12 protein-coding genes and 1 pseudogene are annotated in these 12,392 nt (G+C 72.3%); 9 read left to right on the top strand and 4 right to left on the bottom strand.

Annotation, left to right across the window (positions count from 1 at the left end):
• The first annotated feature begins 69 nt into the window (after positions 1-69).
• The 7 genes from ACTYVM_RS08075 (at position 70) to ACTYVM_RS08105 (ending at position 6,189) form a co-directional block, all read left to right on the top strand.
• Positions 70-1,485 carry an RsmB/NOP family class I SAM-dependent RNA methyltransferase gene (locus ACTYVM_RS08075; protein WP_445525231.1) on the top strand — a complete coding sequence of 472 codons (1,416 nt, stop codon included), beginning with the start codon at positions 70-72 and terminating at the stop codon, positions 1,483-1,485.
• A 60-nt stretch (positions 1,486-1,545) separates the two neighbouring features.
• A complete protein-coding gene (gene rpe / locus ACTYVM_RS08080; protein WP_445525232.1) occupies positions 1,546-2,232 on the top strand; it encodes a ribulose-phosphate 3-epimerase in 687 nt (228 codons plus the stop codon).
• A 78-nt stretch (positions 2,233-2,310) separates the two neighbouring features.
• On the top strand, positions 2,311-3,354 hold the full coding sequence (locus tag ACTYVM_RS08085; RefSeq protein ID WP_445525233.1) for a sugar-binding transcriptional regulator: 1,044 nt from the start codon (positions 2,311-2,313) through the stop codon (positions 3,352-3,354).
• 47 nt (positions 3,355-3,401) lie between these two features.
• Positions 3,402-3,803: a guanyl-specific ribonuclease gene (locus ACTYVM_RS08090; RefSeq protein WP_445525234.1), complete on the top strand. Its 402-nt coding sequence runs from the start codon at positions 3,402-3,404 to the stop codon at positions 3,801-3,803.
• On the top strand, positions 3,800-4,129 hold the full coding sequence (locus tag ACTYVM_RS08095; protein ID WP_400031497.1) for a barstar family protein: 330 nt from the start codon (positions 3,800-3,802) through the stop codon (positions 4,127-4,129). Before ACTYVM_RS08090 ends, ACTYVM_RS08095 begins: the two co-directional genes overlap by 4 nt.
• A gap of 132 nt (positions 4,130-4,261) precedes the next feature.
• Entirely contained in the window at positions 4,262-5,704 is a 1,443-nt protein-coding gene (locus ACTYVM_RS08100; protein WP_445525235.1) for a GuaB1 family IMP dehydrogenase-related protein, read from the top strand.
• A 32-nt stretch (positions 5,705-5,736) separates the two neighbouring features.
• A complete protein-coding gene (locus ACTYVM_RS08105) occupies positions 5,737-6,189 on the top strand; it encodes an Lrp/AsnC family transcriptional regulator (protein ID WP_400031493.1) in 453 nt (150 codons plus the stop codon).
• Between the two features lie 25 nt (positions 6,190-6,214).
• On the opposite strand, the gene ACTYVM_RS08110 is transcribed toward ACTYVM_RS08105, so the two are convergent.
• A complete protein-coding gene (locus tag ACTYVM_RS08110; protein ID WP_445525236.1) occupies positions 6,215-6,679 on the bottom strand; it encodes a hypothetical protein in 465 nt (154 codons plus the stop codon).
• 409 nt (positions 6,680-7,088) lie between these two features.
• Between ACTYVM_RS08110 and ACTYVM_RS08115 the strand changes: the two genes are divergently transcribed.
• On the top strand, positions 7,089-7,877 hold the full coding sequence (locus ACTYVM_RS08115; RefSeq protein WP_400031489.1) for a carbon-nitrogen hydrolase family protein: 789 nt from the start codon (positions 7,089-7,091) through the stop codon (positions 7,875-7,877).
• A gap of 88 nt (positions 7,878-7,965) precedes the next feature.
• Positions 7,966-9,678: a flavin monoamine oxidase family protein gene (locus tag ACTYVM_RS08120; RefSeq protein ID WP_445525237.1), complete on the top strand. Its 1,713-nt coding sequence runs from the start codon at positions 7,966-7,968 to the stop codon at positions 9,676-9,678.
• 16 nt (positions 9,679-9,694) lie between these two features.
• On the opposite strand, the gene ACTYVM_RS08125 is transcribed toward ACTYVM_RS08120, so the two are convergent.
• The 3 genes and pseudogenes from ACTYVM_RS08125 to ACTYVM_RS08135 all read right to left on the bottom strand — a co-directional run.
• Positions 9,695-10,624 carry an LLM class F420-dependent oxidoreductase gene (locus tag ACTYVM_RS08125; RefSeq protein ID WP_445525238.1) on the bottom strand — a complete coding sequence of 310 codons (930 nt, stop codon included), beginning with the start codon at positions 10,622-10,624 and terminating at the stop codon, positions 9,695-9,697.
• Between the two features lie 91 nt (positions 10,625-10,715).
• Positions 10,716-11,381: a DUF5995 family protein gene (locus tag ACTYVM_RS08130; protein WP_445525239.1), complete on the bottom strand. Its 666-nt coding sequence runs from the start codon at positions 11,379-11,381 to the stop codon at positions 10,716-10,718.
• A 110-nt stretch (positions 11,382-11,491) separates the two neighbouring features.
• Positions 11,492-12,270: pseudogene (locus ACTYVM_RS08135) on the bottom strand (uracil-xanthine permease family protein); the annotation flags it as partial.
• Positions 12,271-12,392: the final 122 nt, after the last annotated feature.

The following is a 12,392-nucleotide window of genomic DNA, read 5'->3' on the forward strand; positions in this document are numbered from 1 at the left end:
ACCGGGACGTAGGCTGGGTGCACAGCGCGTTCGAGCGCGGCGCACCCAGACAACCGGAGCACCTTTTCCGTGAGCGACACCCGTCGGCCCCGCAGGCCCGCAAAGCCCTACCGCCGACCCCAGAAGGACCCCGTCCGCCTCCTCGCCTTCGAGGCGCTGCGCGCCGTGGACGAGCGGGACGCCTACGCCAACCTCGTCCTGCCCCCGCTGCTGCGCAAGGCACGCGAGAAGGGTGACTTCGACGGCCGGGACGCCGCGCTGGCCACCGAGCTGGTGTACGGCACGCTGCGCCGCCAGGGGACGTACGACGCGATCCTCGCGGACTGCGTCGACCGCCCGCTGCGGGAGGTCGACCCGCCCGTCCTGGACGTGCTGACCCTCGGCGCCCACCAGCTGCTCGGGACGCGCATCCCGAGCCACGCCGCCGTGTCCGCCACCGTCGAGCTCGCCCGGGTCGTCCTCGGCGACGGGCGGGCCAAGTTCGTCAACGCCGTGCTGCGCAAGGTCGCGCGGAACGACCTCGACGGGTGGCTGGAGCAGATCGCCCCGCCCTACGACGAGGATCCCGAGGACCACCTCGCCGTCGTCCACTCCCACCCCCGCTGGGTCGTCTCCGCCCTGTGGGACTCCCTCGGCGGCCCACGCGCCGGGATCGAGGACCTGCTGGAGGCCGACAACGAGCGACCGGAGGTGACCCTGGTCGCCCGGCCCGGACGGGCCACCACCGAGGAACTGCTGCGTGAGGAGGCCGCGGTGCCGGGCCGCTGGTCGCCGTACGCCGTGCGGCTGACCGAGGGCGGCGAACCGGGCGCCGTGGACGCCGTACGGGAGGGCCGGGCCGGCGTCCAGGACGAGGGCAGTCAGCTCGTCGCGCTCGCCCTGGCGAACGCGCCCCTCGACGGCCCGGACGGGAAGTGGCTCGACGGATGCGCGGGCCCCGGCGGCAAGGCGGCCCTGCTGGCGGCGCTCGCCGCCGAGCGCGGAGCCGTCCTGCTCGCCTCCGAGAAGCAGCCCCACCGGGCCGGCCTGGTGGCGAAGGCGCTGGCCGGCAACCCCGGCCCGTACCAGGTGATCGCCGCCGACGGCACGCGCCCCGCCTGGCGGCCGGGCAGCTTCGACCGCGTCCTCGTCGACGTCCCGTGCACGGGGCTCGGCGCCCTGCGCAGGCGCCCGGAGGCACGGTGGCGGCGCCGCCCGGAGGACCTGGACGGCTTCGCCCCGCTCCAGCGCGGCCTGCTGCGCACCGCCCTGGAGTCGGTGCGCGTCGGCGGTGTGGTCGGTTACGCGACCTGCTCCCCGCACCTGGCCGAGACCCGTGCCGTGGTCACCGACGTGCTCAAGCAGTTCCCCGACGCCGACCTGATCGACGCCCGCCCGCTGCTGCCGGGCGTCGGGGCCCTCGGCGACGGCCCCGACGTACAGCTGTGGCCGCACCTGCACGGAACCGACGCGATGTACCTGGCCCTGATCCGCCGCACCGCCTGACCGACCCCTCCGCCGGGTACCGGGGCGGAGCCGTGGGCCCGGGCATGGCACGCTTGGGGCATGGCCGTGCAGATCAACCCCAGCATCCTGTCCGCCGACTTCGCGCGCCTCGCCGAGGAGGCGAAGGCGGTCGAGGGGGCCGACTGGCTCCACGTCGACGTCATGGACAACCACTTCGTCCCGAACCTCACGCTCGGCGTGCCCGTCGTGGAGTCCCTGGCCCGGGCGACGGACACCCCGCTGGACTGCCATCTGATGATCGAGCAGCCCGACCGCTGGGCACCGCAGTACGTCGAGGCGGGCGCCTCCTCCGTGACCTTCCACGTCGAGGCGGCCGCCGCCCCCGTCCGACTGGCCCGCGAGATCCGTGCCAAGGGCGCCCGGGCCTCGATGGCCCTCAAGCCCGCCACCCCCATCGAGCCGTACGAGGACCTGCTCCCCGAACTCGACATGCTCCTGATCATGACGGTGGAGCCGGGCTTCGGCGGCCAGGCCTTCCTCGACATCATGCTGCCCAAGATCCGCCGCACCCGGGAGCTGATCGGCAAGCACGGCCTCCAGCTGTGGCTCCAGGTCGACGGCGGGGTGTCGGCCTCGACGATCGAGCGGTGCGCGGAGGCCGGCGCGGACGTGTTCGTCGCGGGATCGGCGGTCTACGGGGCGCAGGACCCCGCCGAAGCGGTGCGAGCCCTGCGAGACCAGGCGGAAACGGCCACCACCAAGGCGTCCTGGGCATGCGGCCACTGAACAACGGCTGCGTGAACGGCAACCTTCAGGGCTGATCAACCGCGCCGGATCTGCAAGGATGAACGGTGAATCCAGAGTGTGAACAGCAGTGAGGAGATCGCCGTGTCGGGTATGTCGGCGGGCCGGTCAGCCATGCGGATGGGACCCGCTGAGCTGGTGCAGGCGGCGGCCATGGCCCGCCGTTTCTACCTCGAGGGCAAATCGAAGATCCAGATCGCCGAGGAGTTCGGCGTCAGCCGCTTCAAGGTGGCCCGGGTCCTGGAGACCGCTCTCGAACGGGATCTCGTGCGCATCGAGATCCGTGTGCCGGCCGAGCTGGACGCCGAGCGCTCCGACGCGCTCCGCGCCCGCTACGGCCTCAGGCACGCCGTCGTGGTCGAGTCCCCGGCCGAGGCAGAGGAGACGCCCGACCCCGAGAACCTCGGCGAAGTGGCCGCCGATCTGCTCGGCGAACTCGTCGACGAGGGAGACGTGCTGGGCCTGGCCTGGGGCCGGTCCACCATCCACATGGCAGCGGCCCTGAACCGGCTGCCGCCGTGCACGGTGGTGCAGCTGACGGGCGTGTACGACGCCGGTACCTCCGAGCGCGGCTCGGTGGAGGCCGTGCGCCGCGCCGCCCAGGTCTCCGGCGGCGACGCCCACCCCATCTACGCGCCGATGCTGCTGCCGGACGCGGCCACCGCGGCGGCGCTGCGCCACCAGACCGGGATCGCGCGCGCCTACGAGTACTTCGACAAGGTCACCGTCGCCTGTGTGTCCATCGGCTCCTGGGAGCCGGGCATCTCGACGGTGCACGACATGCTCAGCGACGAGGAGCGGGCCCACTACGCCTCGCTCGGTGTCGCCGCCGAGATGGCCGCGCACCTCTTCGACGCCGAGGGCCGCCGGATCGGACGGGACCTGGGGGAGCGGTGCATCACGGTCAAGGCCGACCAGCTGCGCCGGATCCCCGAGGTCGTCGCGATCGCGGGCGGGCAGCGCAAGGCGGCGGCGATCGACGCGGTGCTGCGGTCCGGCCTGGTCACCAGCCTGGTCACGGACACCTCGGCCGCGGACTACCTGATGACGGCGGGGCCCACCCCCAGGCCCGCTCTCAACAGGGCAGACCCTGACGGACTCTGACGGCCCCTGACGAGTCCGCGCGGGACGGCCGTGGGAGCATCGACGGCATGCTGCTGCGGTTCGTCCCCCGTGTGCTCGCGGGGCTCCTCGTCACGCTCGCCGTCCTCCTGACGGGCTGCTCGCCCTCCGGGCCGACCGGTTCCGACCCCTCGGCCCCGTCGTGGGCCCACGGGATGGCGACGATCGGCCAGTCCCGGCTGCCGGCCGAGGCCCGGCAGACCCTGGACCTCATCGACAGGGGCGGCCCCTACCCGTACCGGCAGGACAACACCGTGTTCGGCAACTTCGAGGGGCGGCTGCCCAAGGAGCCGCGCGGCTATTACCACGAGTACACGGTGCGGACCCCGGGGTCGCGAGACCGTGGAGCCAGGCGCATCGTCGCAGGCCAGGGTGGGGAGTTCTACTACACCGATGATCACTACAACACGTTCCGGGCGGTACTGAGATGAGCGAAGACCTGGCGGGCCGGGTCGTGGTCACGCTGGACCTCGACGGAGTCACGGACAAGGCGGGACTGATGGACCGCGCCGCCCGCGCCCTCGCGCTGCCCGACTGGTTCGGGCGGAACTGGGACGCGCTGGCCGACAGCCTCGGCGACGAGACCCTCTGGCCCGCCGAGGCCGTGGAGCGGGGGATGCTGATCGTGGTACGGGGCTGGCGGGCGTACGCGCAGGCCAGGCCCGAGGAGTGGGAGATCGTCGAGGAGGTCCTCGCCGCCCCGGTGGGCGGCCGTCCCGCCCTGGACGTCGCCCTCGCGCTTGGAGGTTCCTCCTAGCGGGCGGCCGGATGGCCTGGACCTTCGGCCCGGGCACGGCACGGTCCGCGTCATGGGAGAATGAAGTACGTGCTCTTTCCCCCTGGCGGACCTGCCCGGGGGTCACCTCTGATCGACTGGGATGTGCGGCACGTGCGTTTCCTCAATGACATCCAGCCCACGTACGACCTGACGTACGACGACGTCTTCATGGTGCCTAGCCGCAGCGCGGTCGGCTCGCGTCAGGGCGTGGACCTCAGCTCCCCGGACGGCACGGGCACCACCATCCCGCTCGTCGTCGCCAACATGACCGCCATCGCCGGGCGCCGCATGGCCGAGACCGTGGCCCGCCGCGGCGGCCTCGTGGTCATCCCGCAGGACATCCCGATCGACGTCGTCACCGACGTGATCTCCTGGGTCAAGAGCCGCCACCTGGTCCTGGACACCCCGATCGTGCTGGCCCCGCACCAGACCGTCGCCGACGCGCTGGCCCTGCTGCCCAAGCGCGCGCACAACGCCGGCGTGGTCGTCGACGAGCAGCACCGGCCGGTCGGCGTGGTCACCGACCGGGACCTGACCGGCGTCGACCGCTTCACCCAGCTCGAAGTGGTCATGAGCAAGGACCTGCTCCTGCTGGACGCGGACATCGACCCGCGCGAAGCCTTCAACACCCTCGACGGAGCCAACCGCCGCTACGCGCCCGCCGTGGACAAGGACGGCAGGCTCGCCGGCATCCTCACCCGCAAGGGCGCCCTGCGCGCCACGCTGTACACCCCCGCCACCGACGCCCGGGGCAGGCTGCGCGTCGCCGCCGCCGTGGGCATCAACGGCGACGTGGCCGGCAAGGCCAAGCAGCTGCTCGACGCGGGCGTCGACACCCTCGTCATCGACACCGCGCACGGCCACCAGGAGTCGATGATCAGCGCCGTCAAGCTGGTCCGCGACCTCGACCCGCAGGTGCCGATCGTGGCCGGCAACATCGTCTCCGCCGAGGGCGTCAAGGACCTGATCGAGGCGGGCGCGGACATCGTCAAGGTCGGGGTGGGACCGGGCGCCATGTGCACCACCCGCATGATGACCGGCGTGGGCCGCCCGCAGTTCTCCGCGGTCCTGGAGTGCGCCGCCGAGGCGAGGAAGTACGGCAAGCACGTCTGGGCCGACGGCGGTGTCCGCCACCCGCGCGACGTGGCGATGGCGCTCGCGGCCGGCGCGTCCAACGTGATGGTCGGCTCCTGGTTCGCGGGCACCTTCGAGTCGCCCGGCGACCTCCAGCACGACGCGAACGGCCGCCCCTACAAGGAGTCGTTCGGCATGGCCTCCGCGCGCGCGGTGCGCCACCGCACCTCCGAGGAGTCGGCGTACGACCGCGCCCGCAAGGCGCTGTTCGAGGAGGGCATCTCCACCTCCCGGATGTTCCTCGACCCGGCCATGCCGGGCGTCGAGGACCTGATCGACTCGGTCATCGCGGGCGTCCGCTCCTCGTGCACCTACGCCGGGGCCGGCTCCCTGGAGGAGTTCGCCGACAAGGCCATCGTGGGCATCCAGAGCGCGGCCGGCTACGCCGAGGGCAAGCCGCTGCACGCCAGCTGGAACTGAGCCGCAGAGTCCCGAGAAGTGATCCACCCACAGTGCTGAACGATCTCGACGAACGCATCGTGCACGCCCTCGCCGAGGACGCCCGCCGCTCCTACGCGGACATCGGGCAGCTGGTCGGCCTGTCCGCGCCCGCCGTGAAGCGGCGCGTGGACCGGCTGCGCGCCACCGGCGCCATCACCGGTTTCACCGTCCGGGTCGACCCGGCCGCGCTCGGCTGGCAGACCGAGGGGTTCGTCGAGATCTACTGCCGCAGCAACACCTCCCCGGAGACCATCCAACGCGGCCTGGAGCGCTACCAGGAGGTCGTGTCCGCCTCCACCGTCACCGGCGAGGCGGACGCGATCGTCCAGGTCTTCGCCGCCGACATGCGGCACTTCGAACGGGTCCTGGAGCGGATCGCCGGCGAGCCGTTCGTGGAACGGACCAAGTCCGTCCTGGTGCTCTCACCTCTGCTGCGCCGCTTCTCCTCGGGCGCGCCCGGCTGACACGCGTGCCGGGCGCGGGTCCGTTTCAGTCCGTCGTCGACCGGTGGCCGATCGCCGACAGCAGGCGCCGCATGCCGACCGCATGGCCGCCCGTGCCGATCACCAGCGTCCGGTAGAGCCGGCCGGCCGGGCCGGGGAACGCCGCCCGGGTCTCCGCGCGCAGCCGCGACCGTCCCGGGCCCGCCTGTTCGAGCCGGAGGATCAGGGCGTACGACGAGAAGCGGTGCCGCCCGGTGAGTACCAGTTCCCGCCCCACCACCGCCGAGACGACCCGGAAACCGGGCACCGTCGAGCCCTCGGCCAGGGGCCGCGGGCCGTCCGCCGCCCGGTCGGCGCAGCCCACCAGGCGGGCGTAACGGGTGGCCCGGGGACTCGCGAAGGAGCGGTCCAGGACATCCCCGATCCCGCGCCAGACGGCGTCGGCGCCGGCCGCGACGACGGTCGCGTGCTCGTCCACGTGAGGCAGGGCGGTGATGGCGGCGGGGTACATCGCGGCTCCCTCGGTCGGCCGTCCGGCGTCCGGCGTCCGGCGTCCGCGCCATCGTCTCGCGGCGAGCCCGACCTGGCCACCCGCTCCGGCGAGGCTGCTCGCTTCCAGCGACGCGTCCTGCTTCTGGCTCCGCTGCCCGGTCGTCCAGGTGCCGTTCCCGGGGCCGGGCCCGTCTTCGACGAGGCGTCGCGTGCCCTGCCGTGCGGTTCGGCGGCCGGCCTGAGTGGGCTGCGCGCACGGTGATGTAGAGGGCGTCTTCGCGGGACGCGCAACGAATCGCCGTTCATCGCCGGTCGTACGCAACGAAAAGATCATCGACGCGCAACGGCTGCCGCTTGTCCGCCCCAGGCCGCCGACCGTAGCGTCTAAGAGATCCCCGACCCCCGTCCCGTACCGGTGAGGAACAACCATGCGCACCGCCCTGCTCCAGAGCTCCGGCCGCCCCGGCGCCGTCGCCGAGAACCTCGAGGTCCTCGACACCGCCGCCGGACGCGCCGCCGCCGCTGGGGCCGGGCTGCTGGCGACATCGGAGTTGTTCCTGACCGGGTACGCGATCGGCGACGACATCGGCCGCCTGGCCCAGCCCGCCGACGGCGACTGGGCGGACGCGGTCGCGGAGCTGGCCCGCCGGCACGGGCTGGCCGTCGCCTACGGCTACCCGGAGCGGGACGGCGAGGCGGTGTACAACTCCGTGCAGCTGATCTCCGCCGACGGCACCCGCCTCGCCGGCTACCGCAAGACCCACCTGTTCGGCGACTTCGAGCACGCCCAGTTCACGCCGGGCGAGCAGCCGGTCGTCCAGGCCGAGCTGAACGGACTGACCGTCGGCCTGATCATCTGCTACGACGTGGAGTTCCCGGAGAACGTCCGCGCCCACGCCCTGGCCGGCACCGACCTCCTCGTCGTCCCGACGGCGCTGATGCACCCGTTCCAGTTCGTCGCCGAGTCCCTGGTCCCGGTGCGCGCCTTCGAGAACCAGATGTACATCGCCTACGTCAACCGGGTCGGCACCGAGGGCGAGTTCGAGTTCGTCGGGCTCTCCGCCCTGGCCGGCCCCGACGGCGTGGCGCGCACCCGCGCCGGCCGGTCCGAGGAACTGGTCCTCGCGGACGCGGACCCCGCCTTCCTCACGGCCTCCCGCGAGGCCAACCCGTATCTGGAGGGCCGCCGCCCCGGCCTCTACGGGTCGCTCGTCTGACCGACCCTCAGGGTTCCCCCTCGGGCCCCCTCAGACCCCCCTCTCCCTCCCCCCTCCCCGGTTCTTTCGCGCAAGGAGTCCGCACCCCATGACGTCCACGGTGCCCAACGCCGCCGAGCACGCAGGCGAGCAGCAGCCGCCGATCACCATGTTCGGCCCGGACTTCCCGTACGCGTACGACGACTTCCTCGCCCACCCGGCGGGCCTGGGCCAGGTCCCCGCGACCGAGCACGGCACCGAGGTCGCGATCATCGGCGGCGGCCTGTCCGGCATCATCGCCGCCTACGAGCTGATGAAGATGGGCCTCAAGCCCGTCGTCTACGAGGCCGACCGGATCGGCGGCCGGCTGCGCACCGTCGGCTTCGAGGGCTGCGACGAGTCGCTGACCGCCGAGATGGGCGCCATGCGCTTCCCGCCGTCCTCCACCGCCCTGCAGCACTACATCGACCTGGTGGGTCTGGAGACCCGGCCGTTCCCCAACCCCCTGGCCGAGGCGACCCCGTCGACCGTCGTCGACCTCAAGGGCGAGTCGCACTACGCCGAGACCATCGACGACCTGCCGCAGGTCTACCGGGACGTGGCGGACGCCTGGAACCGTTGCCTGGAGGAGGGCGCCGACTTCTCCGACATGAACCGTGCCCTGCGCGAGCGCGACGTGCCGCGCATCCGCGAGATCTGGTCCCGCCTGGTCGAGAAGCTCGACAACCAGACCTTCTACGGCTTCCTGTGCGAGTCCGAGGCCTTCAGATCCTTCCGGCACCGCGAGATCTTCGGCCAGGTCGGCTTCGGCACCGGCGGCTGGGACACCGACTTCCCCAACTCCATCCTGGAGATCCTGCGCGTCGTCTACACCGAGGCCGACGACCACCACCGCGGCATCGTGGGCGGCTCGCAGCAACTGCCGCTCCGGCTCTGGGAGCGCGAGCCGGAGAAGCTCGTGCACTGGCCCTACGGCACGTCGCTGAAGTCCCTGCACGTGGACGGCGAACCGCGCCCCGCCGTCACCCGGCTGCACCGCACCGCGAACAACCGCATCACGGTGACGGACGCGAACGGCGACATCCGCACCTACCGGGCGGCGATCTTCACCGCCCAGTCCTGGATGCTGCTGTCCAAGGTCCGGTGCGACGACGCGCTCTTCCCGATCGACCACTGGACCGCGATCGAGCGCACCCACTACATGGAGTCCAGCAAGCTCTTCGTGCCCGTCGACCGGCCGTTCTGGCGGGACAAGGCCGTCGACGACAGGGGCGAGCCGACCGGGCGGGACGTGATGTCGATGACGCTCACCGACCGCATGACCCGCGGCACCTACCTGCTCGACGACGGCCCGGACAAGCCCGCCGTCATCTGCCTCTCCTACACCTGGTGCGACGACAGCCTGAAGTGGCTGCCGCTGTCCGCGAACGAGCGGATGGAGGTCATGCTGAAGTCGCTGTCGGAGATCTATCCGGACGTCGACATCAGGGGACACATCATCGGCAGCCCGGTGACCGTGTCCTGGGAGAACGAGCCCTACTTCATGGGCGCGTTCAAGGCCAACCTGCCCGGCCACTACCGCTACCAGCGGCGCCTGTTCACCCACTTCATGCAGGACCGGCTGCCCGAGGACAAGCGGGGCGTCTTCCTCGCCGGCGACGACATCTCCTGGACGGCCGGGTGGGCCGAGGGCGCCGTGCAGACCGCGCTGAACGCGGTCTGGGGCGTCATGCACCACCTCGGCGGCGGCACCGACCCGGCCAACCCCGGCCCCGGCGACGTCTACGACGACATCGCGCCGGTCGAACTCCCGGAGGACTGACGGAGGTCCGGGGCGGTCACACCCCGGCCGCCCGCGCCTTCTCGAACACCTCCTCGGCGACGTCCTTGAGCTCCTCGGCATCCCGCAGGCCGCTCTGCACGTCGACCAGGATCTCCTCCAGACCGATCGCCGCGTACGCGAGGAGGTCCTCGACGATCTGGTCCACGTCGCCCTGGAACGGCCGGCGGCCGGCGCCCTCGTACGCCTTGGCCGAGTACGACGCGTTCGCCCGCAGCACCGTCCGGATCGGCTGCTGCCGGCCCCGCTCGGCGGCCAGGTCCCGCAAGGCGTCCCACTGGCTCGCGACCTGCTCGACGCCCATGGCCACCGGCAGCCAGCCGTCGGCGTGCTCGACGAGCCGCTTTTGGGCCCTGCGGGTGCCCGCGGCCAGCAGGATCGGGATCGGCCGGGCCGGCTTGGGGCCCACCACCGCCGACGCGATCTTCGTGATGCCGCCGTCGTAGCGCACCGGGTCCGGCCCCCACACGGCCCGGCAGACGTCGATCACCTCGTCCAGTACCCGGCCGCGCTCCTCGATCGGCCGGATCCCCGCCGCCGCGTACTCGTCCAGGGACCAGCCCGTGCCGAAGCCGGCGATCACCCGGCCGCCGCTGGCCGCGTCCAGCGAGGCGAGGGCCTTGGCGAGCTGGAACGGCATGTGCAGCGGCGCGACCAGCACGCTGCTGCCCAGCCGGACCCGTTCGGTGGCCGCCGCGGCCAGGGTGAGCGTGACCAGCGGGTCGGCCACGTGCCGGTACGAGTCGGGCCAGGGCAGGCCCTCGATGCCGTACAGCCCCTGGGTGGCGGGCTCGGGGAACAGGGCCCGTTCGTACACCCACACGCTGTCGTAGCCGATGCGTTCCACCGCGCGTGCCACGTCGGGCACGTCCCTGCCGAGGTCGTACTGCCGTTGCTGCGGAAGGCCGATTCCCAGTCGGGTCGCCATGATGGTGCGCTCCTTCGTGATCGTCCGTGTCCCACGGTCAACGTACAGTTATTACCGGCCAGTTCCGGGAAGGTGCGGGCGGATGTCCGGATCAGCCGGGCAGCGGCGTGAGCATCATGCGGCAGTCGAAGCCGACCGCGGCGTCCAGCCGACGGCCGAACTCCTCGGCCACGTCGGGCAGTCGGCGCAGCGCCCACAGTGCCCGCACGGCCGACCAGCTCGCCTCCCGGGCCCGCTCCAGGTCCCATGAGCCGAGCAGGTGGGTGAGCGGGTCGGTGATCCGGAGCAGGTCGGGCTCCGGCGCCAGATCCTCGCGGACGCGCTCCTCCAGCGCCAGGAGGAAATCGCCCAGGCGGTCGAACTCGCCCTCAAGCTCGGCCGGTTCGCGCTGCTCCGCCCGGCAGGTGTCCACCACGGAGAGGGCCAGGTCGTGGCCGATGTGCGCGTGGACGCCGGCCAGCGCGAACTGCGCCGGCCGCACCCCCGGATGCCGGCGGAACTGGAACAGCGGCCGCCAGCAGGCGGGCGGCCGCCGCCCCTCGGCGGCCGCGTCCACGGCGGCGAGATACCGCGCGGTAAGCGGCAGGTCCAGCGTGGTCGTCGGCCACCGGCCGACCGCCTCGGTGGCGGCCAGGTACACGCGGTGGAAGACGGCGACCCCGTCGTGCTCGGGCAGCGCGGCGGCCAGGTCGCGCATCCGGGCGACCGCCGCGCCCACTGTGTCCGGGCTGTGGGTGAGTTGTGCCGATTGCCCCATGGGGGCAGCGTCCCAGGCCCGGGACGGCCCGGACACCGACGGGCCCGGCGCTTCCCCGGAACGGGGGAACGCTGCCGCCGCCGGGACGGGCCGAGGGGCGGGCTGTCGGCCTACGAGGCGGGCCGGGTGCCCTGGGCCTCGTCGCCGTACCACGACGTGCCCTCGTCCAGCAGCGGCTCCTGCTTCTTGAGGTGGGCGGGCGCGAAGGCGCGCAGCGCGTGGTAGCCGGTGATGACGACCAGGGTGCCGAGCGCGATGCCGCTGAGGGCGAAGGTGTCGCCGAACTTCATGCTGACGTTGCCGACGCCGATGATGATGCCCGCCGCGGCCGGCACCAGGTTCAGCGGGTTGCGCAGGTCCACCTTGGCGTTGATCCAGATCTGCGCGCCGAGCAGGCCGATCATGCCGTACAGGATCACGGTGATGCCGCCGAGGACACCGCCCGGGATGGCGGCAACGACCGCGCCGAACTTGGGGCAGATGCCGAACAGCAGCGCGAAGCCCGCGGCGGCCCAGTACGCGGCGGTCGAGTAGACCCGGGTCGCCGCCATCACGCCGATGTTCTCGGAGTACGTGGTGTTCGGCGGGCCGCCCACCGCGGTCGACAGCATGGAGGCCGCGCCGTCCGCCGAGATCGCGGTGCCGAGCTTGTCGTCCAGCGGGTCGCCGGATCTTTCCGAGGACCCGGTCGAAGACCCAGGAGATTCCGTAGCCGAAGACCAGCCCGAGGAAGATCGCGATCCGGGACCAGAAGCCGCGCAGACACGACGGCCAGCCCGGTGAACAGCATCACGAGCAGGGCCGTCCACTGGTCCTGCGGCCAGTAGGTGGATGCGGTCACCGGCGCGAGGTTGAAGCCGATCAGCATGACGACCGCGCCGGTGACGACGGTCGCGACGCCCGACATCATGATCGCGAGGTTGGGGTCGAGGCCCATGAGCACGGGGGCGACGAACGTCGCAACCGATATGCATCACTGAACTGGGTGTACGAACGCGTCCTCGTACCATT

Source organism: Streptomyces cyslabdanicus, from assembly GCF_052663305.1.

Excerpts from the sequence above, each read along its gene's own strand:
- rpe (WP_445525232.1), top strand. The coding sequence starts at position 1,546 with ATGGCCGTGCAGATCAACCCCAGCATCCTGTCCGCCGACTTCGCGCGC.
- ACTYVM_RS08090 (WP_445525234.1), top strand. The coding sequence starts at position 3,402 with ATGCTGCTGCGGTTCGTCCCCCGTGTGCTCGCGGGGCTCCTCGTCACG.
- ACTYVM_RS08125 (WP_445525238.1), bottom strand. The coding sequence starts at position 10,624 with ATGGCGACCCGACTGGGAATCGGCCTTCCGCAGCAACGGCAGTACGAC.
- ACTYVM_RS08095 (WP_400031497.1), top strand. The coding sequence starts at position 3,800 with ATGAGCGAAGACCTGGCGGGCCGGGTCGTGGTCACGCTGGACCTCGAC.
- ACTYVM_RS08110 (WP_445525236.1), bottom strand. The coding sequence starts at position 6,679 with ATGTACCCCGCCGCCATCACCGCCCTGCCTCACGTGGACGAGCACGCG.
- ACTYVM_RS08130 (WP_445525239.1), bottom strand. The coding sequence starts at position 11,381 with ATGGGGCAATCGGCACAACTCACCCACAGCCCGGACACAGTGGGCGCG.
- ACTYVM_RS08115 (WP_400031489.1), top strand. The coding sequence starts at position 7,089 with ATGCGCACCGCCCTGCTCCAGAGCTCCGGCCGCCCCGGCGCCGTCGCC.
- ACTYVM_RS08120 (WP_445525237.1), top strand. The coding sequence starts at position 7,966 with ATGACGTCCACGGTGCCCAACGCCGCCGAGCACGCAGGCGAGCAGCAG.